Origin of the sequence: Streptomyces sp. ADI95-16 (assembly GCF_003721495.1) — a bacterium.
Classification (GTDB): domain Bacteria; phylum Actinomycetota; class Actinomycetes; order Streptomycetales; family Streptomycetaceae; genus Streptomyces; species Streptomyces goshikiensis.
In genome coordinates this window covers 2,279,867-2,303,988 of record NZ_CP033581.1, presented here as the reverse complement: position 1 = coordinate 2,303,988, position 24,122 = coordinate 2,279,867, and the positions used below count along the sequence as shown (strand labels likewise).

General features: G+C 72.6%; 19 protein-coding genes, 1 rRNA gene and 1 pseudogene. 16 read left to right on the top strand and 5 right to left on the bottom strand.

Annotated elements, in window-relative coordinates; genetic code table 11:
* Nucleotides 1-19: 19 nt before the first annotated feature.
* The 3 genes and pseudogenes from rrf to EES41_RS42310 all read left to right on the top strand — a co-directional run bounded on the left by rrf (nt 20) and on the right by EES41_RS42310 (nt 2,674).
* A 5S ribosomal RNA gene (gene rrf, locus EES41_RS09955) occupies nt 20-136 on the top strand.
* 183 nt (nt 137-319) lie between these two features.
* Nucleotides 320-1,003, top strand: a pseudogene (locus EES41_RS43805) (tetratricopeptide repeat protein); the annotation flags it as partial.
* Nucleotides 1,004-1,831: 828 nt separating this feature from the next.
* Nucleotides 1,832-2,674, top strand: coding sequence for a tetratricopeptide repeat protein (locus tag EES41_RS42310; RefSeq protein WP_254211746.1), 843 nt, complete (start codon nt 1,832-1,834; stop codon nt 2,672-2,674).
* A 69-nt stretch (nt 2,675-2,743) separates the two neighbouring features.
* Here the strand turns inward: EES41_RS42310 and EES41_RS09940 are convergent, their stop codons facing one another.
* Complete coding sequence (locus EES41_RS09940; protein ID WP_123077372.1) at nt 2,744-4,015, bottom strand: DUF1015 family protein; 1,272 nt, start codon at nt 4,013-4,015, stop codon at nt 2,744-2,746.
* 88 nt (nt 4,016-4,103) lie between these two features.
* Here EES41_RS09940 and EES41_RS09935 point away from each other — a divergent pair, with 88 nt between their 5' ends.
* The 4 genes from EES41_RS09935 to EES41_RS09920 all read left to right on the top strand — a co-directional run bounded on the left by EES41_RS09935 (nt 4,104) and on the right by EES41_RS09920 (nt 8,192).
* On the top strand, nt 4,104-5,141 hold the full coding sequence (locus EES41_RS09935) for an HAD hydrolase-like protein (protein WP_123077370.1): 1,038 nt from the start codon (nt 4,104-4,106) through the stop codon (nt 5,139-5,141).
* A gap of 71 nt (nt 5,142-5,212) precedes the next feature.
* Nucleotides 5,213-6,262 (top strand): iron ABC transporter permease, encoded by a 1,050-nt coding sequence (locus tag EES41_RS09930; RefSeq protein ID WP_174261665.1) that lies wholly within the window; start codon nt 5,213-5,215, stop codon nt 6,260-6,262.
* A 2-nt stretch (nt 6,263-6,264) separates the two neighbouring features.
* Entirely contained in the window at nt 6,265-7,329 is a 1,065-nt protein-coding gene (locus tag EES41_RS09925; protein ID WP_164496100.1) for an iron chelate uptake ABC transporter family permease subunit, read from the top strand.
* Complete coding sequence (locus EES41_RS09920) at nt 7,326-8,192, top strand: ABC transporter ATP-binding protein (protein ID WP_123077364.1); 867 nt, start codon at nt 7,326-7,328, stop codon at nt 8,190-8,192. The genes EES41_RS09925 and EES41_RS09920 overlap by 4 nt, the downstream gene beginning before the upstream one ends.
* A gap of 48 nt (nt 8,193-8,240) precedes the next feature.
* On the opposite strand, the gene EES41_RS09915 is transcribed toward EES41_RS09920, so the two are convergent.
* Nucleotides 8,241-8,588: an SCP2 sterol-binding domain-containing protein gene (locus EES41_RS09915; protein ID WP_037799459.1), complete on the bottom strand. Its 348-nt coding sequence runs from the start codon at nt 8,586-8,588 to the stop codon at nt 8,241-8,243.
* Between the two features lie 64 nt (nt 8,589-8,652).
* On the opposite strand from EES41_RS09915, the gene EES41_RS09910 reads away from it, so the two are divergent.
* The 8 genes from EES41_RS09910 to EES41_RS09875 all read left to right on the top strand — a co-directional run bounded on the left by EES41_RS09910 (nt 8,653) and on the right by EES41_RS09875 (nt 16,886).
* Complete coding sequence (locus EES41_RS09910; RefSeq protein ID WP_123077362.1) at nt 8,653-8,922, top strand: hypothetical protein; 270 nt, start codon at nt 8,653-8,655, stop codon at nt 8,920-8,922.
* Between the two features lie 7 nt (nt 8,923-8,929).
* The gene (locus tag EES41_RS09905; protein WP_008742731.1) at nt 8,930-9,745 is read left to right on the top strand and encodes a TlyA family RNA methyltransferase; all 816 of its coding nucleotides are present in this window, start codon (nt 8,930-8,932) and stop codon (nt 9,743-9,745) included.
* 8 nt (nt 9,746-9,753) lie between these two features.
* Nucleotides 9,754-10,695: an NAD kinase gene (locus tag EES41_RS09900; RefSeq protein ID WP_123077360.1), complete on the top strand. Its 942-nt coding sequence runs from the start codon at nt 9,754-9,756 to the stop codon at nt 10,693-10,695.
* An 81-nt stretch (nt 10,696-10,776) separates the two neighbouring features.
* Entirely contained in the window at nt 10,777-12,504 is a 1,728-nt protein-coding gene (recN, locus tag EES41_RS09895) for a DNA repair protein RecN (RefSeq protein ID WP_123077358.1), read from the top strand.
* 307 nt (nt 12,505-12,811) lie between these two features.
* Nucleotides 12,812-13,924: a glycosyltransferase family 4 protein gene (locus EES41_RS09890; protein ID WP_254211393.1), complete on the top strand. Its 1,113-nt coding sequence runs from the start codon at nt 12,812-12,814 to the stop codon at nt 13,922-13,924.
* Nucleotides 13,925-14,020: 96 nt separating this feature from the next.
* Complete coding sequence (locus tag EES41_RS09885; protein ID WP_164495800.1) at nt 14,021-14,461, top strand: hypothetical protein; 441 nt, start codon at nt 14,021-14,023, stop codon at nt 14,459-14,461.
* A gap of 8 nt (nt 14,462-14,469) precedes the next feature.
* A complete protein-coding gene (locus tag EES41_RS09880; protein WP_123077351.1) occupies nt 14,470-16,281 on the top strand; it encodes an alpha/beta hydrolase in 1,812 nt (603 codons plus the stop codon).
* Nucleotides 16,282-16,325: 44 nt separating this feature from the next.
* The gene (locus tag EES41_RS09875; RefSeq protein ID WP_123077349.1) at nt 16,326-16,886 is read left to right on the top strand and encodes a hypothetical protein; all 561 of its coding nucleotides are present in this window, start codon (nt 16,326-16,328) and stop codon (nt 16,884-16,886) included.
* A 49-nt stretch (nt 16,887-16,935) separates the two neighbouring features.
* Here the strand turns inward: EES41_RS09875 and EES41_RS09870 are convergent, their stop codons facing one another.
* From EES41_RS09870 to EES41_RS09860, 3 genes are all read right to left on the bottom strand, one after another.
* Nucleotides 16,936-18,555, bottom strand: a complete 1,620-nt coding sequence (locus EES41_RS09870; RefSeq protein ID WP_123077347.1) for a PucR family transcriptional regulator — start codon at nt 18,553-18,555, stop codon at nt 16,936-16,938.
* Between the two features lie 22 nt (nt 18,556-18,577).
* Nucleotides 18,578-19,960, bottom strand: a complete 1,383-nt coding sequence (locus EES41_RS09865; protein ID WP_123077345.1) for an FAD-binding oxidoreductase — start codon at nt 19,958-19,960, stop codon at nt 18,578-18,580.
* 189 nt (nt 19,961-20,149) lie between these two features.
* Nucleotides 20,150-21,961 (bottom strand): glycoside hydrolase family 15 protein, encoded by a 1,812-nt coding sequence (locus EES41_RS09860; RefSeq protein ID WP_123077343.1) that lies wholly within the window; start codon nt 21,959-21,961, stop codon nt 20,150-20,152.
* Between the two features lie 479 nt (nt 21,962-22,440).
* Here EES41_RS09860 and EES41_RS09855 point away from each other — a divergent pair, with 479 nt between their 5' ends.
* On the top strand, nt 22,441-24,093 hold the full coding sequence (locus EES41_RS09855) for a CTP synthase (protein WP_123077341.1): 1,653 nt from the start codon (nt 22,441-22,443) through the stop codon (nt 24,091-24,093).
* Nucleotides 24,094-24,122 lie beyond the last annotated feature (29 nt).

Genomic DNA, 24,122 nt, shown 5'->3' with positions numbered 1-24,122 from the left:
CGCTCGAAACCGATAGGGTTTCGGTGGTCATAGCGTTAGGGAAACGCCCGGTTACATTCCGAACCCGGAAGCTAAGCCTTTCAGCGCCGATGGTACTGCAGGGGGGACCCTGTGGGAGAGTAGGACGCCGCCGAACAATCTTTCAAAGGACCCTTGGTCCAGCGTTCAACGCTGGACCAAGGGTCTTTTTGTTTTTCACCTTTTTTACGCCGAAGCGCGGCCATGGGTTGGTTGCGCGAGAATGACTAGCGGTACCCCGAAGACAGGAGTCACACCCATGTCCAACTCTCCCGACGATCGTCCGGAGCGCGAGCCTCGGCGCAACGACGGCGGTGACAGGGGCGGCTTCCGTCGTGACGACCGTGGCGGTGACCGTGGCGGCTTCCGTCGCGACGACCGCGGTGGCCGTCCGACCGGTGGTGGCGGCGGTTTCCGCCGTGACGACCGTGGCGGGCGTCCCGCCGGCGGCGACCGTCCTTCCGGCGGCGACCGTCCTTCCGGCGGCGGCTTCCGTGGCCGTGACGACCGCGGTGGCGACCGTCCCTCGTACCCCCGTCGTGATGACGACCGTGGCGGCCGTCCCTCCGGTGGTGGCGGCGGCGGTTTCCGCGGCCGTGATGACCGTGGTGGCGACCGTCCCTCGTACCCGCGCCGTGATGACGACCGTGGCGGCCGTCCCTCCGGTGGTGGCGGCGGTTTCCGTCGTGACGACCGTGGTGGGGACCGTCCGAGCTTCCCGCGTCGTGATGACGACCGTGGTGGGTTCCGCGGTGGCCGTGACGAGCGTGGTGGCGACCGTCCGTCGTACCCGCGTCGCGATGACCGTGGTGGCGAGCGTCCGAGCTACCCCCGTCGCGATGATGACCGTGGTGGTCGTCCCTCCGGTGGTGGCGGTGGTTTCCGTGGCCGTGACGAGCGTGGTGGCGACCGTCCGTCCTACCCGCGTCGTGACGACCGTGGTGGCGAGCGTCCGAGCTTCCCGCGTCGTGATGACGACCGTGGTGGGTTCCGTGGCGGTCGTGACGAGCGTGGTGGCGACCGTCCGTCGTACCCGCGTCGCGATGACCGTGGTGGCGAGCGTCCGAGCTACCCCCGTCGCGATGATGACCGTGGTGGTCGTCCCTCCGGTGGTGGCGGTGGTTTCCGCGGTCGTGACGAGCGTGGTGGCGACCGTCCGTCCTACCCGCGTCGCGATGACCGTGGTGGCGAGCGTCCGAGCTTCCCGCGTCGTGATGACGACCGTGGTGGGTTCCGTGGCGGTCGTGATGACCGTGGTGGCGACCGTCCGTCGTACCCGCGTCGCGATGACCGTGGTGGCGAGCGTCCGAGCTACCCCCGTCGCGATGATGACCGTGGTGGTCGTCCCTCCGGTGGTGGCGGTGGTTTCCGCGGTCGTGACGAGCGTGGTGGCGACCGTCCGTCCTACCCGCGTCGCGATGACCGTGGTGGGGACCGTCCGAGCTTCCCGCGTCGTGATGACGACCGTGGTGGGTTCCGTGGCGGTCGTGATGACCGTGGTGGCGACCGTCCGTCGTACCCGCGCCGTGACGACCGTGGTGGGGACCGTCCGAGCTACCCCCGTCGCGATGACGACCGTGGTGGTTTCCGCGGTGGCCGTGATGACCGTGGTGGCGACCGTCCGTCCTACCCGCGCCGCGATGACCGTGGTGGCGACCGTGGTGGGTTCCGTGGGCGCGATGACCGTGGTGGGTACCGCGGTGGGCGTGACGACCGTGGTGGCGACCGTGACTTCCGCGCGGACCGCGACCGGGACCCGGTCAAGCGGCTTCCGATCGACGAGGACGTCACCGGTTTCGAGATCGACGCCGATGTGCGTCAGGAGCTCCTGAGCCTGCCCAAGGGTCTGGCCGAGGAGGTCTCGAAGAACCTGGTCATGGTGGCCCGGCTGATCGACGAGGAGCCCGAGCAGGCGTACGCGTACTCGCGCATCGCCCTGCGGCTGGCCTCCCGTGTCGCCGCCGTTCGCGAGGCCGCCGGCTTCGCCGCGTACGCGACGCAGAAGTACAGCGAGGCGCTCGCCGAGTTCCGCGCCGCCAAGCGCATGACCGGTTCCGTCGAGCTGTGGCCCGTCATGGCCGACTGCGAGCGCGGCCTCGGCCGTCCGGAGCGGGCGCTGACCATGGCCGGCGAGCCCGAGGTGGCGAAGCTGGACAAGGCCGGCCAGGTCGAGATGCGTCTCGTCGCCGCCGGTGCCCGGCGCGACCTGGGTCAGCTCGACGCCGCGATCGTGACCCTGCAGAGCCCGGAGCTGGCCTCCAGCTCCGTCCAGCCGTGGACCGCGCGCCTGCGCTACGCCTACGCCGACGCCCTGCTGGCGGCCGGTCGTGAGGACGAGGCGCGCGAGTGGTTCGGCAAGACCCTCGAAGGGGACAAGGACGGCGCGACCGACGCCTCCGACCGGCTCGCCGAGCTGGACGGTGTCGAGTTCGTCGACGCGATGCACGAGGACGAGGCCGACGAGGTCGACGAGGACGACGACGAGGCGGACGACGCCGAGGTCGCCGCCGCCGAGCGCGCCTCGGACCAGGCCGAGTACTACGACGAGGACGACGAGGAGTACGAGCCCCTCGACGAGGGCTCCGAGGCCGACATCGACGTGACCGACGAGGTCGTCGCCGACCTCGACGACGACCGGGCCGACGACAAGGCCTAGTCCGCGCCTGCCTGAACGAAAGGGCGGCACCCCCTCCGGGGGGTGCCGCCCTTTCGTGTTTTCCGGGTCTCAGTCGATGCTGCGCAGGACCAGCCCGGTGGCTGGTTTTGGTCCGAAGGAGGTCGACTTCCGGGGCATGGTGACGCCTTGGCGGGCCAGGTCGCGGACCACGGCCTCCCGTACGGGGTGGAGCAGCACCGCCGTACCGCCGTGGCGTTCGGCCATGGCGACGGTGGCTTCCGCGTCGTGGATGTAGGCGATGTGCTCGGGGGCGTCCGGGACGTGCCACAGCGTGTCGAGCAGCGTCGCGTGGAGCACGGTGGCGTCCAGCCGGCGCCAGGCCTCGGGGCGGTCGCGGCGGACGGTGCGCTCGATCAGGGCCGGGTCGGGGTCGGTGACCAGGTGGAAGGTGCCGTCGCCGGTCAGCAGGAAGGCGTTGCCGCGCTCGACGGCGTCCGAGAGGGCCTCCAGGGCGAGCGGGAGCGGGCCGTCGACGGGGCGGACCTGGAAGGAGCCGTCGAGCGCGGCGAGGGCCTCGGCGAGCGGCAGGCGGCGCAGCATCCGGTGGATGGCGCGGACCTGGAGCGGGTAGCGGGCGGTGTCGACGAGCAGGACCAGGCCGAAGTCCCAGCCGGTGGGGGACTGGTGCTCCTCCTGGAGGCGCAGGTACGTCGCCCAGCGGTGGTGGCCGTCGGCGATGAGGGCCTGACGGTGGCCGAGGTCCGAGGTGACGGCGGCCAGGTCGGCGGGGTCGGTGATGGCCCAGAGACGGTGGCGGAAGCCGTCCTCGGTGGTGGTGGAGAACAGCGGCGGGCGCTGGGCGGTGCGCTCGACGACCGCGGCGGTGCCCTGGTCGGGTCCGTCGCCGAGGTAGGTGAGCAGCAGGGGTTCGAGGTTGGCGGAGGTGGCCCGCATCAGGCCGGCGCGGTCGGTGACCACGTCGGGCATGACGTCCTCGTGGGGCAGGACGATGCCGGCGGCGGCGTCGGACAGGGCCAGGGCGCCGACCACGCCGCGCTGGAGGATGCCGGCCCTGCGCTGCTCGTACACGTAGAGGGCGGGCTCGGCGTCGGCGCTGAGGACGCCCTCGGCGAGCCAGTCGCGGAGGGTGCGGGCGGCTTGGTCGTTGCGCGCCGCGGGGGTGTCGGCCTGGGGGAGGATCAGGCGGACGATGTTGTGCGGGTCCGCGGATTCGAGGTAGTCGACTCCGTCGGGGCGCACGACCACGTCGTACGGCGGGGAGGTGACGGCCGCGAGGCTGCCCACACGCTCCGGTACATAGCGCAGTCCGGGGAAGGGGATCAGCCGCAGCCCGTGCTCCGCAGGGTCAGAAGTGGTCATTGGTGCATCGTAAGACGCGTCTCGGCATGCGGGATGATCGGGGGAGTACGGAAATGAGACAAGATCGACTGTATGAGGAGAGGGCTCGATGACCTCGCAGAGCAGGACCCGTCCCGGGGGTAGTGAGCGCAGTCTGCACCGGGCGTACGACACGGCTCTCCTAGACCTCGACGGGGTCGTGTACGCGGGCGGGGAGGCCATCGCGCACGCCGTGGACTCGCTGGTGGCGGCCCGGGCGGACGGGATGCACCTGGCGTACGTCACGAACAACGCGCTGCGGACACCGGACGCGGTGGCCGCGCACCTGACGGAGCTGGGCGTCCCGAGCGAGGCCGGTGAGGTGATCACCTCGGCGCAGGCGGTGTCGCGGATGATCGCGGAGCAGGTGCCGGCGGGCTCGAAGGTGCTGCTGATCGGCGGCGAGGGGCTGCGGGTCGCGCTGCGCGAGCGCGGGCTCGTGCCGGTGGAGTCGGCCGACGAGGAGGGCCTCGCGGCGGTGGTCCAGGGGTACGGGGGGCCCGAACTGGAGTGGGCGCGGCTCGCGGAGGCCTCGTACGCGGTCAACCACGGGGTGCCCTGGTTCGCCTCGAACACGGACCTGACGATTCCGTCGGCACGCGGGATCGCGCCGGGGAACGGGGCGGCGGTGGAGGTCGTACGGATCGCCACGGGCGCGGAGCCGCGGGTGGCGGGGAAGCCGCAGCCGCCGATGCACCGGGAGACGGTGCTGCGGACCGGGGCGGAGCGGCCGCTGGTGGTGGGGGACCGGCTGGACACCGACATCGAGGGCGCCTTCAACGGGGAGGTGGACTCGCTGCTGGTGCTGACCGGGGTGACGGACGCGGAGCAGCTGCTGCGCGCCGAGCCGAGGCACCGGCCGACGTACGTGGACCGGGATCTGCGCGGGCTGCTCACGGGTCAGCCGGAGGTCGTCGGAGCGACTGACGGGGGCTTTCGCTGCGGGGCCTGGACGGCGGTCGCGGTGGACGGGGCACTGGAGCTGCGCGGGGAGGACGGGGATCCGCTGGACGGGCTCCGGGCGCTGTGCGCGGCGGCCTGGACGGAGGCCGGGGACGGCTCGTGCGGTCTGGACGCCGGCGAGGCGCTGGGCCGGCTGGCACTGTAGGCCGGGTGGCCGGGTGGTGACTACCCATCCGGGGGATCTTGTGGATAGCAGGGTAGGCTAACCTAACCTCCGTGTTGGTCGAGAGTCCCCCAGAACAGAGCGCGGCGTCCGAAGCCGCTGCCACCCGGTCACGCCACGGCGCGCGCGCCGTCGGCCTGCTGGCCGCCCTCGCGGTGCTGGCCCTGATCGCGGTGGCGAGCGTCGCCGTGGGCGCCAAGCAGATGCCGCTCGACGAGGTCTGGCACGGCCTCTTCCACTACTCGGGAACCACCTCCGACGTGGTGGTGCGGGACCTGCGGGTGCCGCGCACCATCCTCGGGCTGCTGGTCGGGCTCGGCCTCGGCCTGTCCGGCGCGGTGATGCAGGCGCTGACCCGCAACCCGCTGGCCGAGCCCGGCATCCTCGGCGTCAACGCGGGCGCCGCGGCCGCCGTCGTATCGGCGATCAGCTTCCTCGGGGCGAACTCCCTGAGCGAGTTCGTCTGGTGGGCGTTCCTCGGCGCCGGGGTCGTCTCCGTCGTCGTGTACGTCCTCGGCGGCAGCCGCAGCGCCACCCCGGTCCGGCTGGCCCTCGCGGGTACGGCAGCCAGTGCCGCCCTGGTCGGCTACATCAACGCCGTCCAGCTGATGGACAGCAAGGCGCTGGACAAGCTCCGCTTCTGGACGGTCGGTTCGCTGGCCTCGGCCACCATGGACACCGTCACGCAGGTGGCCCCGTTCCTGCTGGTCGGCGCGGTCCTCGCGCTGGCGCTCGGCCGGCCGCTCAACGCGATGGCCATGGGCGACGACACCGCCCGCGCGCTCGGGGCCAACCTGACGCGGACCCGGATCGGCGCCATGGTCGCCATCACCCTGCTGTGCGGGGCGGCCACCGCCGCGTGCGGGCCGATCGTGTTCATCGGCCTGATGATCCCGCACCTCGTACGGTTCTTCACCGGCCCGGACATGCGCTGGGTGCTCGCCTACTCGGCGGCCCTGTCGCCCGCGCTGCTGCTCGGCGCCGATGTCGTCGGACGGATCGTCACCCGGCCCGCCGAACTTCAGGTCGGCATCGTCACCGCCCTCATCGGCGGCCCCGTCTTCATCTACCTGGTTCGGCGCAAGAGGATGGCCCAGCTGTGACCGTGCCCACGAAACTCCGGGCGGGCCGGCCCGCCGGGCCCCGGCCGCTGCGGATCCCCGGCGGCGTATCCCTGCGTCTGGAACGGCGCGCGCTCGCCGTCGGGCTGCTGCTCGCCGTGGCGGCGCTCGCGCTGGCCGTGGTACTCATCGGGACCGGCGACTTCCAGATAGCCCCGGCGGACGTCGTGCAGACCCTGCTGGGCAACGGCACCCCCGCCAACGACTTCATCGTCAACGACCTGCGACTGCCGCGCGTCCTGGTCGCACTGCTGGTCGGCGCCTCCCTCGGGATGTCCGGCGCCGTCTTCCAGTCCGTCTCGCGCAACCCGCTCGGCTCCCCGGACCTGCTCGGCTTCGGGTACGGGTCGGCGGTCGGCGCGCTCGTCGTCATCATCGTGTTCAAGGGCGGCGCCACCGAGGTGGCGCTCGGCGCCCTGGTCGGCGGCCTGATCGCCGGCCTCGCCGTGTACGTGCTCGCGTACAAGCGGGGCATCAACGGCTACCGGCTGGTGCTCGTCGGCATCGGAGCCTCCGCGATGCTCGTCGCGGTGATCCAGTACCTCCTGACGAAAGCCCAGCTCGTCGAGGCCACCCGGGCGATGGTCTGGCTGACCGGCTCGCTGGCCGGCCGGGACTGGGGGCAGGTGTGGCCGCTGCTGGCGGCCTGCGCCGTACTCTTCCCGCTGGTCCTCGGCCAGGGCCGGGCCCTGCGGATGATGGAGATGGGCGACGACGCCGCGCACGCCCTGGGCGTGCGGGTGGAGCGGACCCGGCTGCTGCTGATGGTGGCGGGGATCCTGCTGACCACGGCGGCGAGCGCCGCGGCCGGGCCCATCAGCTTCGTCGCGCTGGCCGCGCCGCAGCTGGCCCGGCGGCTGACCCGTTCGCCCGGGGCGGGGCTGCTGACCGCGGCCCTGATGGGCGCCGTCCTGCTGATGCTGTCCGACTGGGCCTCGCAGCGGGCCTTCGGCGCCGACCAGCTTCCGGTGGGCGTGGTGACGGGGCTCGTCGGCGGTGTGTACCTGCTGTGGCTGCTCGTCACCGAGCGCAAGGCGGGACGGATATGAGCGCGACCGTGAGCGGGGCGGAATCGGCCGCCGGGCTCGTAAACCCTAGGAGTACCCAAGTGCAGCGGCTGACCGCGGAGAACGTGACCCTCGGCTACGACCAGCGGGTCATCGCCGAGAACCTCTCGGTGGAGATACCCGACAACTCCTTCACGGTGATCGTCGGTCCCAACGCGTGCGGCAAGTCCACGCTGCTGCGCGCCCTGTCGCGGATGCTGAAGCCGTCCGCCGGCCGGGTGCTGCTGGACGGGCAGGCCATCGGGTCGCTGCCCGCGAAGAAGGTCGCCAAGACCCTCGGGCTGCTCCCGCAGTCCTCGATCGCCCCGGACGGCATCACCGTCTCCGACCTGGTCTCGCGCGGTCGCTACCCGCACCAGGGGCTGCTGCGCCAGTGGTCGCAGGAGGACGAGCGGATCGTCCACGAGTCGATGGCCTCCACCGGGGTCGCCGAACTCGCCGACCGGGCCGTGGACGAGCTGTCGGGCGGGCAGCGCCAGCGCGTGTGGATCGCGATGGCGCTCGCCCAGCAGACGCCGCTGCTGCTGCTCGACGAGCCCACGACCTACCTGGACATCCAGCACCAGCTGGACGTGCTGGACCTGTGCGCCGAGCTGCACGAGAACCAGGGCCGGACCCTGGTCGCCGTGCTGCACGACCTCAACCACGCCGCCCGCTACGCCACGCACCTGATCGCGCTGCGGGGCGGCGAGGTCATCGCCGAGGGGCCGCCGGCCGAGGTGGTCACCGCGGAGCTGGTGGAGAAGGTGTTCGGGCTGCGCTGCCAGGTCATCGACGACCCCGAGACGGGGACCCCGCTGGTGATCCCGGCAGCCCGGCAGGCTCGGGCGAGGACCTCCGTCTGAGAGGTCTGAGGGCCTGAGGGGTCAGAGGGGCCTGAGGGGCCTGAGGGGTCAGAGCAGGCTCTTGAGCCGCAGCAGGTCGCGGAAGCCGGCCTCCAGCCTGACCCGGCCGGAGGCCCAGGCCTTGGCGAACTTCAGCTCGCCCGCCACCATCGCCACCAGGTCGTCGCCCGTCATCGCCAGCCGGATCTCGGCCTTGGCGGCGGGCGGGCCGGGCGCGACCGCGTCGACCCGGATCCGGCCGCCTTCGAGGCGGCCGGTGAAGGTCTGGTCCAGGTCGGTGATGTGGCAGCTCAGGGAGCGGTCGAGCGCGGCCGCGCCGCGCACGTCGCCGTCGGCCCGCGCCAGGTTGCCGGAGAGTTGGTCGAGTGCTTCGCGGCACTCCTCGATCGTAGCCATCGTGATCACGACCGTACCGCAGAGCCGTGTGTGGTCGCGGCGCGCTACGGGGTAGCGTCGGGGCATGACCGACGAAGTGCCCGCATCCGCTCCGGACGTCCCCGAGGAGCCCGAGGACCTCGCGGCGCCCGCGGCGCCCGTGCCGTTGGGCCTCGTACGCACCCCCACCGGCCACGCCGGGGTGGACGCGCGCCTGGAGCGGCTGGCCGACGCCGACCACCTCACGGCGGACGGGCACGTCGAGGTGTACGAGGATGTGCACAGGGGACTGCGCGACGCGCTGACCGCGCTGGACGCACCGCCCGTCCCCGGACCGTACGAAAACAGGAGCTGAACCGAACGTGGCAGGAGTGGCACGACGCCGCCTGGACGCCGAACTGGTACGCCGCAGCATGGCCCGCTCGCGCGAGCACGCGGCCCAGCTGATCGCCGCGGGCCGGGTGACCGTCGGCGGCGCCACCGCGACCAAGCCGGCCACCCAGGTCGAGACCAGCGCGGCCCTCGTGGTCCTCAAGGACGACAGCGACCCCGACTACGTCTCGCGCGGCGGCCACAAGCTGGCGGGCGCCCTCGCGGCCTTCCGGCCGCAGGGGCTCGTCGTCGAGGGCCGCCGGGCGCTGGACGCCGGGGCCTCGACGGGCGGCTTCACCGACGTGCTGCTGCGCGCGGGCGTGGCCCACGTCGTCGCCGTCGACGTCGGCTACGGACAGCTCGCCTGGTCGCTGCAGAGCGACGAGCGGGTCACCGTCAAGGACCGGACGAACGTCCGCGAACTCACCGTGGAGCTGATCGACGGGGTACCGGCCGACCTGGTCGTCGGAGACCTGTCCTTCATCTCCATCGGGCTCGTCCTGCCCGCACTGGTGCGCTGCTGCGCCCCGGACGCCGATCTGGTGCTGATGGTCAAGCCGCAGTTCGAGGTCGGCAAGGAGCGTCTGGGCAGCGGCGGAGTGGTCCGCAGCCCCGAGCTGCGGGCCGAGGCGGTACGGGACGTCGCGGCGCAGGCGTGGAAGTCGGGACTGGGCGTGGCCGGGGTGACGGCGAGTCCGCTGCCGGGGCCCTCGGGCAACGTCGAGTACTTTCTGTGGCTTAGGGCGGGGGCACCGGCGCTCGACCCGGCGGAAGTTGACCGTGCAGTGGCGGAGGGGCCTCAGTGACAGATTCTGTGGGGGAACGGACTTCAGAGGAACGGGCTTCGGAGACGGGGGCCGCGGAGGGCCGCACAGTCTTCCTGCTCGCGCACACCGGGCGGCCGGCGGCCATCCGGAGCGCCGAGCTGGTCGTACGGGGCCTGCTGCGCAGCGGACTGGGGGTGCGGGTCCTGCGGTACGAGGCCGCGGACCTGCCGCTGCCGCCCGAGGTGGAGCTCGTCGACGAGTGCACGCCCGAGGTGTTCGACGGCTGTGAGCTGTTGATCGTGCTGGGCGGGGACGGCACCCTGCTGCGCGGCGCGGAGTTCGCGCGCGGCTCGGGGGTGCCGATGCTCGGCGTCAACCTGGGCCGGGTGGGGTTCCTCGCCGAGGCGGAGCGGGACGACCTGGACAAGGTCGTCGACCGGGTGGTGACGCGCGAGTACGAGGTCGAGGAGCGGATGACCCTCGACGTGATCGTGCGGACCAACGGGGACGTCGTCCACCAGGACTGGGCGCTGAACGAGGCGGCCGTCCAGAAGGTGTCCCCGGAGCGGATGCTGGAGGTGGTCCTGGAGGTCGACGGGCGCCCGGTGTCCGGCTTCGGCTGCGACGGGATCGTCTGCGCCACGCCGACGGGCTCGACGGCGTACGCCTTCTCGGCGGGCGGGCCGGTGGTCTGGCCGGAGGTGGAGGCGCTGCTGATGGTTCCGATCAGCGCGCACGCGCTGTTCGCGAAGCCGCTGGTGACCTCGCCGGACTCGGTGCTGGCGGTGGAGGTGCAGACCGGCACCCCGCACGGGGTGCTGTGGTGCGACGGGCGGCGGACGCTGGAGCTGCCGTCGGGCGCGCGGGTGGAGGTCCGCCGGGGCGCGGTGCCGGTACGGCTCGCCCGGCTGCACCACGCCTCGTTCACGGACCGGCTCGTCGCGAAGTTCGCGCTGCCCGTGTCGGGGTGGCGCGGGGCACCGCATTAGCACATCCGTTCGGGGAACTCTCCAAGGGTGACGTCACATGGCACCGGTCAACCTCGGTATCGTCGTCCCGTGCTTGAGGAGATGCGGATACGGTCGCTCGGTGTCATCGACGACGCGGTGGTCGAGCTGTCGCCCGGTTTCACCGCGGTGACCGGCGAGACCGGCGCGGGCAAGACCATGGTCGTCACCAGCCTCGGGCTGCTGCTCGGCGGCCGCGCCGACCCGGCCCTGGTACGGATCGGCGCGAAGGCGGCCGTCGTGGAGGGCCGCCTCGTCATGCGTCCCGACGCGGCCGCCGCCGTACGCGCCGAGGAAGCCGGGGCCGAGCTCGACGACGGCGCCCTGCTGATCAGCCGGACGGTGTCCGCCGAGGGGCGCTCGCGCGCCCACGTCGGCGGCCGCTCCGTGCCCGTCGGGCTGCTCGCCGAACTCGCCGACGACCTGGTCGCCGTCCACGGGCAGACCGACCAGCAGGGGCTGCTGCGGCCCGCCCGGCAGCGCCAGGCCCTCGACCGGTACGCCGGGAACGCCGTCGCCGTCCCCCTGGAGAAGTACGCGGGCGCCTACCGGCGGCTGCGCGCGGTCGCCGCCGAACTGGAGGAGATCACCACCCGGGCCCGGGAGCGGGCCCAGGAGGCGGACCTGCTGCGCTTCGGGCTGGAGGAGATCGCCGCCGTGGAGCCGCTGGCCGGCGAGGACACCGAACTCGCGGCCGAGGCCGAACGGCTCGGGCACGCGGAGGGGCTGGCCTCGGCGGCGCAGCTCGCGCACGCGGCCCTGGCCGGCAATCCGGAGGACCCCGAGGGCATCGACGCGAACACCCTGGTCGCGGGCGCCCACCGGGCACTGGAATCCGTACGGTCGCACGACCCGGCCCTCGGCGCGCTCGCCGAGCGGATCGGGGAGCTGGGCATCCTGCTCGGCGACGTGGCCGGGGAACTGGCCGGGTACGCCGACGACCTGGACGCCGATCCGCTGCGGCTCGCCGCAGTGGAGGAGCGCCGGGCGGCGCTGACGCAGCTGACCCGCAAGTACGGCGATTCGATCGACTCCGTACTGGAGTGGGCCCAGCGGGGTTCGGCGCGGCTGCTGGAACTCGACGGCGACGACGGGCGGATCACCGAACTCACCGCCGAGCGCGACGGGCTGCGCGAGGAACTCTCGCAGCTGGCGCAGGCGTTGACCGACGCCCGGGTGGAGGCGGCCGCACGGTTCGCGTCCGCCGTGACGCAGGAGCTGGCCTCGCTGGCGATGCCGCACGCGCGGGTCACCTTCGACATCCGCCAGACCGAGTCCGCCGAGGGTACCGACGGCGTCGAGGTCGGCGGCCGCGACGTGGCGTACGGCCCCTCGGGCGCCGACGAGGTCGAACTGCTGCTGGCCCCGCACCCGGGTGCCCAGCCGCGGCCGATCGCCAAGGGCGCCTCGGGCGGTGAGCTGTCCCGGGTGATGCTGGCGGTGGAGGTCGTGTTCGCGGGCTCCGACCCCGTGCCGACGTACCTCTTCGACGAGGTCGACGCGGGCGTCGGCGGCAAGGCGGCGGTCGAGGTCGGCCGGCGGCTCGCGAAGCTGGCCAAGTCGGCGCAGGTCGTGGTCGTCACGCACCTTCCGCAGGTGGCCGCGTTCGCCGACCGGCAGCTCCTCGTGGAGAAGACCGTCGACGGGGCCGTGACCCGAAGCGGCGTCACCGTCCTGGAGGGCGAGGACCGCATCCGCGAACTGTCCCGGATGCTGGCCGGCCAGGAGGACTCGGAGACCGCCCGGGCCCATGCCGAAGAACTCCTCGCGGCGGCCCGCGCGGACGCATAACCGCCGACACCCGGCCCCCGGCCCGCGTCAGCCGGGGGCACGTGGAACTCCTCCATGAGCCGGGGCCGGCCCATCCGCCCGTATCCGCCCTCGTGGTAGTCGCCGGACCGCGTCCGTTGACGGCAAGGATCCCAGGGGCCTCTGACAGGGCGTCGGGGTGGGCGGGGGTAGTCCTTGTGGGTGAGGCTGGGGGGCGTCTCGCGGTATCTCGTACGGGATACGCACCCGTATGGTCCCGGAACGCGCGTGCGGACTGGCATTCTGGGCGTCGTCTCTGCCTCCCTCCCTCACCCAGGAGCTTCGGCCCGTGAGCAGCTCCCCGGTCCCGGTACCCGCCCAGGCCCCGCCGTACGGGCGGACGCCGCTGCGCACCGTGCAAGTGCTCGACGGCGTCGGCGCGGGCAGTGGTACGCACGTGCGGTCGCTCGCGACCGGGCTCGCCGCGCGCGGGGTGCGGGTCACCGTGTGCGCCCCCGCCGAGGCGGAGAGGGAGTACGACTTCACCGGCGCCGGGGCCTCGTTCGCGCCGGACGCGGTGAGCGCGCTGCGGGCGGCGTGCGCCGGGGCGGACGTGGTGCACGCGCACGGCGTACGGGCCGGGCTGCGGGCCTCGCTGGCGCTGCGCGGGCACCGGGCGCCGCTGGTGGTGTCCTGGCACGGCGCCCCGGAGGCCGGGGGCGCGCTGGGGCGGCTGAGCCGGCTGCTGGAGCGGCGGGTGGCGCGGGCGGCGGCGGTGGTCCTGGGGTCCTCGTCGGACCAGGTGGACCTGGCACGGCTGCGCGGTGCGCGGGACGCGCGGCTCGCGGCGGTGGCCGCCCCGGGGCCGGTGGCGGCCACCGCCGCGGATCCGGGGAAGGCACGGGCGGAACTCGGGGCGGTGGAGAGGCCGCTGGTGATCGCGGTCGGCAGTCTGGTGCCGCGGCGGGGCTACTCCGTACTGCTGGACGCGGCGCGGGAGTGGCGGGGACTGGACCCGGTACCGCTGCTGGTGATCGCGGGGGAGGGGCCGCAACGGGACGAACTGGCCCGGCGGATCGAGCTGGAGGCGCTGCCGGTGCGGCTGCTGGGCCGGCGCCGGGACGCGGCGGAGCTGCTGGCGGCGGCGGACGTCGCGGTGCTGACGAGCCGTTGGGAGGGCCGCTCGCTGCTCGCGCAGGAGGCGCTGCGGGCCGGGGTGGCGTTGGTGGCCACGGCGGTGGGGGGCGTACCCGAGCTGGTCAGGGACGCGGCGGTGCTGGTGCCGTACGGGGACCGGGGCGCGCTGTCCGCGGCGGTCGCCGGGCTGCTCGGTGACCCGGCCCGGCGCGCCGAACTCGCCGCGGCGGGCCGGGCGCAGGCGGCGACGTGGCCGTCGGAGGACGACACGGTGGCGCAGGTCCTGGCGGTCTACGACGAGCTGATGGAACGCCGGCCCCGCTGACGCTCCCGGGGGGCCACCTCCTGGCGTCCCCGGGAAGGCCCTTGCGTAGGGTTGCCCCCGGGAATCCTGTGACGGGTACATGCAAGGGGGAACCGGGTGGGTTCGTTCGAGGAGGAATGGGCGCGTCTGAGGGGCGGCGCTTCGGGTGAGCCCGGCATGCGGCTCGCCAGCGTCCCCGCCGCGGACGGCGGCGGAGGCGGGGACGCTGACGTGCAGTCCACCAGGCCCGCGTGGACGGCGGCGGGCACCGCGGTCGGCGGCCTGGCCGGCGACGTGAAGAAGGCGCTGACCGGTCTCGAAACCGGCCAGACGGGCCTCGCCGCCAAGGGCGTGGAGAGCGCGGGCGCGCAGTCCGAGGTGTACACGAGCTGGAAGACGTACCTGGAGGCGCTGTCCGGCCGGTGCACCGCCTTGCAGGGCAAGCTGGAGCGGGCGGGCAACGATCTGTTCCTGACCGACGACAACCTCAAGGGCCTCTTCACCGAGCTGGCGAAGCACTACCAGGACACCCCGGCCACCGGCGGTCAGGAAAGGTGACCTGAGCCATGGACATCGAGGCACTGAAGACCTTCAAGCCGCACGAGTTCGAGGAGGCGGCGACCGGGTACCGCTCGGCCAGTGACATGGCGAGCCAGGCCAAGGACGCGCTGGAGCAGCGGATCACGGCCCAGATGCAGAAGGCCCTCAAGGGCAAGGCGGTCGACGCCGCGGTCACCCAGCTGCGTGAGGTGGCGCAGGACTTCCACTACGTCCAGGTCGAGTGCGGCCTGGTGGGCACCGCCCTGAACGCCTTCGCGGCCGACGTGCGCCCCGCGCAGAAGAAGCTGGAGCAGGCGCTGTCGGAGGCAGCCGAGCGGAAGTTCACGGTGGGCGCCGACGGTTCGGTGTCCTATCCGGCGGCGGGCGAGAACCCCGGCGGCTCGCCGCCCGGGCCCGGCTCGGCGAACGGCACCCTGTCCGAGCAGGCCCGTGCGCTCCAGCGGCAGGCCGGCAACTTCGACCCGAACCCGAACTACGCGCTCGCCCAGGACATCGCCAACCGCATCGCGGAGGCGGTGCGGGAGGCCACCGAGGCGGACCAGAAGTGGGCGCCTCAGCTGCGGGGGCTCAAGGCGGACGACGACCTGGTCGTCTCCGACGGGGACTGGGCGGACGTCGGGAAGGACGCGGAGGGCGTCAGCGGGGCGGGCCGGCACTACCTGGACTCGCTGCCGCAGCCCCCCAAGGACGGCAGCCCGCAGGCCAACGCGGACTGGTGGAAGGGGCTCGACGCGGGCCAGCAGGCAGCGTGGATCTCGCTCCGCCCGGACGCCGTCGGCGGGCTCGACGGCCTGCCCGCGACGACCCGCGACGAGGCCAACCGCACGGTCTTCGACGAGAAGCGGGGCACGTACCAGACGACGCTGAACGGCATCCCCAAGCCGCCCGCCAACGAGTGGACGTGGATCACCGCCGGGATGTACCCCTCCAAGGTGCACACCGACGAATGGATGGAGTGGGACAAGAAGTACGGCGACGAGTACCGGCACCTGAAGACCTCCCTCCACGGGATGGAGAGCATCCAGAAGCGGTTCGACGCGACGGGGCTGAACGACCTGCCCGAGGCGTACCTGCTCGGCTTCAGCCCGGAAGGCAACGGCCGCGCGATCGTCGCCAACGGGAACCCGGACACGGCCGTCCACCAGGCCGTCTACGTACCGGGCACGACCTCGAACCTGGGGAGCATCGGCGGGGACATCGGGCGCATGGAGAACGTCTGGCGCACGGCCACCGACGCGGCGGACGGCAAGCCGGTCTCCACGATCACCTGGCTCGGCTACGACGCCCCGCAGGACATCGTCAAGGACTCGCCGTTCAGCCACTACGCCAACGACGGGGCCCCGGCCTTCAACCGGTTCATGGACGGCCTCGACGCCTCGCACACCGGCGACTCGGACCCGCACCGCACCGCGATCGGCCACTCGTACGGGACGACCCTCATCGGATCGGCGGCCCGGCAGGGAGACCTGAACGCGGACGACATCATCACCGCGGGCAGCCCGGGCGTCCAGGTGCCCAAGGCGGAGCAGCTGGACGTGCCCAAGGGGCACGTCTGGAACCAGGAGGCCGACGGCGACCCGGTACCGGACATCGGCCGCTTCGGGCACGGCGGCACCGACTGGGACGGTCCGTGGCGGATCCCCAGCGACGAGGTGTTCGGGGCGAACCAGATGACCACCGGCAGCAACGTCTCCGGCCACAGCGAATACTGGAAGGAGGGGTCCGAGAGCCTGCGCAACCAGGGTCAGGTCGTGGCGGGCCACGGTGAGAACGTGACCCTGAAGCCGCCTCCGAACCACTGGGAGCACGTGAAGTAAGGCATTCCCGCTCCCCGGTCCGACCGACGATTGAGACTCCCGATTTGAAGATCAAACCGGGCGCCCCGGCGCTCCTCGTGTCCCTGGCCCTCATCACCCTCACTGGATGCGGCATGAACGACTCCTCCGGCTCCTCCGCCCCCTCCGGCTCCGCCGACTCGGCCGAAGCCCCCCTCGTGGGCACCAGCACCTCGCGCGACGCGGCCGCCGCCGTGGAGAAGGCGTCGAGCGAGCTCTACGACCTGATCGGGGTCAAGGGGAAGGGCTCCGAGAGCCGTTCCGGCGTCATGGAGTGCGAGGGCAAGGACCCGGCCACGTACTTCAAGGTCTTCCACCCGTGGAGCTTCTACCCGGCCTCGGCCGACCAGCTCGACGAGGCGATGGAGCGGCTCAAGGCCGAACTGCCCAAGCACGGCTGGAAGGTCGTCCGGTACGAGCCGGACACGAGCCAGAACAAGAACCTCAACCTCACCGCGGACAACACCGAGAAGAAGTACAGCGTCAGCGTCGTCCAGATGAAGAAGAACGACCCGCCGAAGCTGAGCCTGACCGTCGTCTCCGGCTGCTACCAGGTCCCCGAGGGCAAGGAAGTCGACAGGTTCTGACCCGGGCGGGGCGCCCCGGGGTTCCGCCCGGGCGGCGCCCCGGGCGGCGTCAGGAGGTCGTGTGGCGGCGGGCGCGCAGCGCGAGGCTCAGGGAGAGGACCGTCTCCGGGTCGTCGAGGTCCGTGCCCAGCAGCTCCGCGATGCGGGCCAGCCGGTTGTACAGCGTCTGGCGGTTCAGGTGGAGCTCGCGCGCCGTCTCCGCCTTGCGGCCCGCGTGGGCCAGGTACGTCTCCAGGGTCGGGAGCAGCGGCGGCCGCGAGGTGGTGTCGTGCACCCGGAGCGGGCCGATCGCGCGGTCCACGAACGCCGCGAGGTCGGGATGCTCCCGCAGCCGCCACAGCAGCAGGTCGATGTCCAGGCGCCGCGCGTCGTACCAGGGCCGGGCCGGCAGGCCGTGGGCGGCCGTCGCCGTCTCGGCGGCGTGGCGCAGCCCCGCGGAAGCCGCCGCCCAGCCGCCCGCGACGCCGACCACCACCGCCGGCGGGGCGGCGGCCCGGTCCAGGCCGGCCCGCTCCACGCCCGCCCGCAGCGCCGCCGCGACCCGGTCCGCGACCGTCGTGCGCTCCGATTCCGCGCGGAGCGAGATCAGCAGCGGCACCCGGCCCTCCACCGGGCGGACCCCGAGGAGGACGGGGACCCCGACCGAGGAGAGCTCCTCCAGGACCGCCCGGGCCAGGACGGCCCAGTTGCCCGAAGGCCCGAGGTCCGAGGACAGCCGCATGACCACCGGCAGGAGCGGTCCGGAGCCCGGTTTGAAGCCCAGGACGCGTGCCTGCGCCGGTGCGTCCTCGGCCGAGATGCGGCCCTCCGCCAGGTCCGTGAGGAAGTCCCCGCGCCCGCGCGCCGCCAGCTCGTCCTCCTGCCGCGCCTGCATCAGTACGACGGCCAGCACCCCCGCCGTCCGCTCCGCCGCCATCCGGTGCACCGGCTGCAGCGGCGCCGAGACCCCGACCAGGACGACCCGCGCGCGGACCGATCCCGTGCCGTGCCCGCCGCCGGGGACGTCGATGACCACCGTGTTGGCCGACGGCTCCGCCTCGCGCTGCCCCCGCAGGCCCTCCCACACCTGGAGCGGGTCCGCGGCGGCCTCCCCGGAGACCGGGCCGGCCCCGTACAGCAGTTGCCCGTCGGGGGTCTCCAGGAACACCGGGTTCGCGGTGAAGTCCGCCAGGATCCGCAGCACCTGCGGGATGCCGCCGCCGCCCAGCAGGGCCTCCGTACAGCGCCGGTGGACCTCCTCGGCCCGCTGGAGCAGCGCGTAGTGGTGGTTGACGATCTCGGTGTGGACCTCCTCCGTCACCGCCACGAAGGGGACTTCCCGGTGCAGCTGGACCAGCGGCAGCCCCGCCGCCCGCGCCGTCTCGACGAGGGTCGCCGGGAGCCGGGTGAAGCGCGGGCCCAGCTCCACGACCAGCGCGGCGATCCCCCGGTCGGCGAGGCGGCGTACGAAGGCGCGCTGTTCGGCCGGCCGGGTGCCGAGGCCGAGGCCGGTGGTCAGCAGCAGCTCGCCGCCCTTGAGGAGGGAGGCGATGTTGGGGACCTCGCCCGCGTGCACCCAGCGCACGGTCCGGCCGAGGCGGTCGGCGCAGGCCACCACCTCGGGCAGGCCACCGCGCAGTCCCGGCAGTTCCAGCGCCCGCTGAACGGTGATGCCGCCCTGGTTGTCCATGTCGCGGGACGCTACCAGGGGGTCAGGCCGGGGTGATGTTGTGGTTGTAGCGGAACACGTTGTCCGGGTCGTACTCCCGCTTCACCGCGGCCAGCCGGGCCAGGTTGTCCGAGCCGAGCCCGGCGACCACCCGCTCGGGGCCCTCGTCGCCGGTGAAGTTGAGGTACACCGCGCCGGTGCTCCAGGGCTGGACGTCGGTCCGGGTGTCGCGGACCCACTGGATGGCGCGGGCGTCGTCCGCCGGGTCCTCCCAGATCCCGAACGGGTGCACGGCCCAGGGCGCCCCGCGGTACGGGACCGGCCACTCGGAGGGGCCCGCCGCGATCGCGCCGCCCTGCGGGAACAGGACGTGCTGGCAGCCCGACGGCACCGGCATGGAGTCCGCCCGGGCGCAGAACACGTCGAGCAGTTCGTCCGGGGCCTCGTTCAGGTACTCGGCGGACCAGTAGTTGCGCAGGTCGGGCGGGTCGTCGAACTGGCACTGGAAGTCCGCGTACGGCAGGGCGGTGACCATCTCCACCTCGTGCGGGACCGCCAGCAGCGGCGCGGCGAGCGCGCGCACCTCCTCCTCGGGCCCGGTGTACGTGAGGAGGGCGCCGGCGAGCAGGGTGCCGACCAGGTGCGGCGGGATGAACTCCGCCGGCGGCCCGGTCAGGTAGAGGACCCCGCCACCGGCCTCGTCCGGACCGGAGGCGATGATGTCGCGGTACGCGCGGGTCAGCGCCGGCCCGTGCTCGGGCAGGGCCATCACCATGGCCACCGAGAACACCGGCAGGTCGTGCAGCCGCAGCGTCAGCGAGGTGGCGACGCCGAAGTTCCCGCCGCCGCCGTGCAGGGCCCAGAACAGCTCGGGGTTCTCCTCCGCCGTCGCCTCGATGACCTGCCCGTCGGCGGTCACCAGCTCGACGCCCAGCAGGTTGTCCACGGCCAGCCCGAACTTGCGGTCCACCCAGCCGGAGCCGCCGCCGAGCACGTAGCCGCCCAGGCCCGTGGTGGAGGCCCGGCCGCCGGTCGTCGCCAGGCCGTACGGCTGGCAGGCCCGGTCCAGGTGGCTCATCGTGGCCCCGCCCTGGGCCCGTACCGCCTTCGCCGCCGGATGGACCGTCACCTCGTGCATCCGGCGCAGGTCCACGACCACCCCGCCGTCGTTGAGGGACATCCCGGCGACGCTGTGCCCGCCGCCGCGCACCGCGACGCGCAGGTCCAGCTCCTGGGCGAAGCGGACGGTGGTGGCCACGTCGGAGACGCTCTCGCACTGGGCGATGACGGCGGGTCTGCGGTCGATCATCGCGTTGAAGAGCGCGCGGGCCTCGTCGTAGCCGGGATCGTCCGCGGTGAACACGGCACCGGACAGATCCTCGCGGAGCGCGGCGAGCGCCGTGCCCGCCTTGGAGAGGGGAGCCATGGTGTGCCCCTCCTTCCGGAGTTCCGGAGGACGGCAGGACCATTCCAGCGTAGGCGGCGCCGCTGGCGGCGGCGCGGCGGGTGAGCCCGGACGACCGGGACGGTCAGACAACTGACCCGACTGATCCGGCTGACCCATCGGACACGGCCCGGCCCGTCGCCTCACGAGAGTGGCGAACGGGACTGCGCATCAGCCCCCGTACGCTCCGCTGGCCGTCAGGCGCAGGGCGGTGTCGATCAGGGGGACGTGGCTGAACGCCTGCGGGAAGTTGCCGACCTGGCGCTGGAGGCGCGGGTCCCATTCCTCGGCCAGCAGCCCGAGGTCGTTGCGCAGGGCCAGCAGGCGTTCGAACAGCCGGCGGGCCTCGTCGACCCGGCCGATCATCGCGAGGTCGTCGGCCATCCAGAACGAGCACGCCAGGAAGGCCCCCTCGTCGCCCGCGAGGCCGTCGACGCCGGCCTCCTCGCCGGACGTCGGGTAGCGCAGGATGAAGCCGTCGGGCGTGGACAGCTCCCGCTGGATCGCCTCGATGGTGCCGATGACCCGCTTGTCGTCCGGCGGCAGGAAGCCCATCTGGGGGATCAGCAGCAGCGAGGCGTCGAGCTCCTTCGACCCGTACGACTGGGTGAAGGTGTTGCGCTCCTTGTCGTAGCCCTTCTCGCAGACGTCCTCGTGGATCTCGTCGCGCAGTTCGCGCCACCGCTCCAGCGGGCCGTCCGCGTCGCCGCTCTCGATCAGCTTGATCGTGCGGTCCACGGCCACCCAGGCCATCACCTTCGAGTGCACGAAGTGCCGGCGCGGGCCGCGTACCTCCCAGATGCCCTCGTCGGGCTGGTCCCAGTGGGTCTCCAGGTAGCGGATCAGCTTGAGCTGGAGCAGCGAGGCGTAGTCGTTGCGGGCCAGGCCCGTCATGTGCCCCAGGTGCAGGGCCTCGGTGACCTCGCCGTACACGTCGAGCTGGAGCTGGCCGGCGGCGCCGTTGCCGACGCGGACCGGCCGGGAGTTCTCGTACCCCGGCAGCCAGTCGAGTTCGGTCTCGCCGAGTTCGCGCTCGCCGGCGATCCCGTACATGATCTGCAGGTTCTCCGGGTCGCCGGCCACCGCGCGCAGCAGCCACTCGCGCCAGGCGCGGGCCTCCTCGCGGTAGCCGGTGCGCAGCAGTGAGGACAGGGTGATCGCCGCGTCCCGCAGCCAGGTGTAGCGGTAGTCCCAGTTGCGGACGCCGCCGATCTCCTCCGGGAGGGAGGTGGTCGGCGCGGCGACGATCCCGCCCGTCGGGGCGTACGTGAGCGCCTTGAGGGTGATCAGGGAGCGGATCACCGCCTCCCGGTAGGGCCCGTGGTACGTGCACTGCTCGACCCACTCGCGCCAGAACTCGGCGGTGGCCTCCAGCGCCGCCTCGGCGTCGGGGGACTCCGGGGCGTTGCGGTGCGAGGGCTGCCAGCTGATGCAGAACGCGCGCCGGTCGCCCGGGCCGACGGTGAAGTCGGAGTACGTCGTCAGGTCCTCGCCGTAGGTCTGCGCGTCGGTGTCCAGCCAGACCGAGTCGGGGCCGGCGACGGCGACCGTGCGCCCGTCGGCCTTGTGCACCCAGGGCACGACCCGGCCGTAGCTGAAGCGCATGCGCAGCGCCGAGCGCATCCGCACGCGCCCGCTGACGCCCTCCACGATGCGGATGAGCTGCGGGGCGTGGTCCTCGCGGGGCGGCATGAAATCGATCACCCGGACCGTGCCGCGGGGGGTGTCCCACTCCGATTCCAGCACCAGCGAGTCACCGCGGTAGCTGCGCCGGCTCGCCGCCGGCGCCTCACCACCGGAGGGGAACGACGGGCCGATCCGCCAGAACCCGTGGTCCTCGGTGCCGAGAATGCCCGCGAAGACGGCATGGGAATCGAAACGTGGCAGACACAACCAGTCCACCGATCCGTCCCGGCAGACCAGCGCGGCTGTCTGCATGTCCCCGATCAGTGCGTAATCCTCGATGCGCCCGGACACGTGCATCTCCAGTCGAACGGCCACGTCCGCCCCGAAGGGCGCTTGCAATGCGCGGTTGCGCGGTCTCCCGTGTGGAGAAACCCCCGCATCGAGCCATGATTCCTTAAGCCGGCGGGGTCGCGCCGTCTGCCGGACTGCTCGGGGGGCGATGTGCAGCGATTATCCGAGCAGGATATGACGGCACCCTAAGTGATCTCCGTAAGCCCGCGAACAATGTGGCTGGGCCGAACGGGTGACCCTGCGGATGACCAGGCAGGACGCTCCCACCGGGCCTGTCGCGAGGCAGCCCGGCAGCGTGGCCGGAGGCGGACCCGTCCGGGCGCTGATAGGCTGGTACCCCGTGGACCGGTGGTCTGCCTGTGCGAATCAGGAGCCCCGAAACCGCAGCTTCGGCGCCCCCTGAGACCTGGGAACACCCCTCCGGATCGACGGTGGCCGGCGCCGGACGCACCTCACTTCGCGACCACGGGAGCCCCCTCTTGGCGATGCCGCCCAAATCTCTGACGACCAAGCACATCTTCGTCACCGGGGGTGTCGCTTCCTCCCTCGGCAAGGGCCTGACGGCCTCCAGCCTGGGTGCGCTGCTGAAGGCGCGCGGCCTGCGGGTCACGATGCAGAAGCTCGACCCGTACCTGAACGTCGACCCGGGCACGATGAACCCGTTCCAGCACGGTGAGGTGTTCGTCACCAACGACGGCGCCGAGACCGACCTGGACATCGGCCACTACGAGCGCTTCCTCGACGTCGACCTCGACGGCTCGGCCAACGTCACCACCGGCCAGGTCTACTCGCAGGTCATCGCCAAGGAGCGGCGCGGCGAGTACCTCGGTGACACCGTGCAGGTCATCCCGCACATCACCAACGAGATCAAGCACCGCATCCGGCGCATGGCGACCGACGACGTCGACGTCGTCATCACCGAGGTCGGCGGCACCGTCGGCGACATCGAGTCGCTGCCGTTCCTGGAGACCGTCCGCCAGGTCCGCCACGAGGTCGGCCGCGACAACGTCTTCGTCGTGCACATCTCGCTGCTGCCCTACATCGGCCCCTCCGGCGAGCTGAAGACCAAGCCGACCCAGCACTCGGTCGCGGCACTGCGCAACATCGGCATCCAGCCCGACGCCATCGTGCTGCGCGCCGACCGCGAGGTCCCGACCTCCATCAAGCGCAAGATCTCGCTGATGTGCGATGTCGACGAGGCGGCCGTCGTCGCCGCCATCGACGCCAAGTCGATCTACGACATCCCCAAGGTGCTGCACACCGAGGGCCTGGACGCGTACGTCGTGCGCAAGCTCGACCTGCCGTTCCGCGACGTGGACTGGAGGGTCTGGGAGGACCTGCTGGACCGGGTCCACAACCCCGACCACGAGGTCAAGGTCGCGCTCGTCGGCAAGTACATCGACCTGCCCGACGCCTATCTGTCGGTGACCGAGGCGCTGCGCGCCGGCGGCTTCGCCAACAAGGCCCGCGTCCAGATCAAGTGGGTCACCTCCGACGACTGCAAGACCCCGGCCGGCGCCGCCGCGGTGCTCGGCGACGTGGACGCGATCTGCGTGCCCGGCGGCTTCGGCGACCGCGGTGTCAACGGCAAGGTCGGCGCGATCACCTACGCCCGCGAGAACAAGATCCCGCTGCTCGGCCTGTGCCTGGGCCTGCAGTGCGTGGTCATCGAGGCCGCGCGCAACCTGGCGGGCATCGAGGACGCGAACTCCACCGAGTTCGACGCCTCCACCCCCCACCCGGTGATCTCGACGATGGAGGAGCAGCTGGCCTTCGTCGAGGGCGCGGGCGACCTGGGCGGCACCATGCGGCTCGGCATGTACCCGGCGAAGCTCGCCGAGGGCTCGATCGTCCGCGAGGTCTACGGCGACCAGGCGTACGTGGACGAGCGCCACCGCCACCGCTACGAGGTCAACAACGCCTACCGCGGCGAGCTGGAGAAGAAGGCGGGCATCGTCTTCTCCGGCACCTCCCCGGACAACAAGCTCGTCGAGTACGTCGAGTACCCGCGCGAGGTGCACCCCTACCTGGTGGCCACCCAGGCCCACCCGGAGCTGCGCTCGCGCCCGACCCGCCCGCACCCGCTGTTCGCGGGTCTGGTGAAGGCGGCCGTGGAGCGTCAGCAGGCGGCGAAGTAGCAGGCCGGGCCTGAACGCATAACGTAGGC

Bases quoted from the DNA above. Each gene is read 5' to 3' on its own strand.
- EES41_RS09940 (WP_123077372.1), bottom strand. From the start codon at position 4,015: ATGACCACTTCTGACCCTGCGGAGCACGGGCTGCGGCTGATCCCCTTC.
- EES41_RS09935 (WP_123077370.1), top strand. From the start codon at position 4,104: ATGACCTCGCAGAGCAGGACCCGTCCCGGGGGTAGTGAGCGCAGTCTG.
- EES41_RS09920 (WP_123077364.1), top strand. From the start codon at position 7,326: ATGAGCGCGACCGTGAGCGGGGCGGAATCGGCCGCCGGGCTCGTAAAC.
- EES41_RS09915 (WP_037799459.1), bottom strand. From the start codon at position 8,588: ATGGCTACGATCGAGGAGTGCCGCGAAGCACTCGACCAACTCTCCGGC.
- EES41_RS09910 (WP_123077362.1), top strand. From the start codon at position 8,653: ATGACCGACGAAGTGCCCGCATCCGCTCCGGACGTCCCCGAGGAGCCC.
- recN (WP_123077358.1), top strand. From the start codon at position 10,777: ATGCGGATACGGTCGCTCGGTGTCATCGACGACGCGGTGGTCGAGCTG.
- EES41_RS09880 (WP_123077351.1), top strand. From the start codon at position 14,470: ATGGACATCGAGGCACTGAAGACCTTCAAGCCGCACGAGTTCGAGGAG.
- EES41_RS09870 (WP_123077347.1), bottom strand. From the start codon at position 18,555: ATGGACAACCAGGGCGGCATCACCGTTCAGCGGGCGCTGGAACTGCCG.
- EES41_RS09865 (WP_123077345.1), bottom strand. From the start codon at position 19,960: ATGGCTCCCCTCTCCAAGGCGGGCACGGCGCTCGCCGCGCTCCGCGAG.
- EES41_RS09860 (WP_123077343.1), bottom strand. From the start codon at position 21,961: ATGCACGTGTCCGGGCGCATCGAGGATTACGCACTGATCGGGGACATG.
- EES41_RS09855 (WP_123077341.1), top strand. From the start codon at position 22,441: ATGCCGCCCAAATCTCTGACGACCAAGCACATCTTCGTCACCGGGGGT.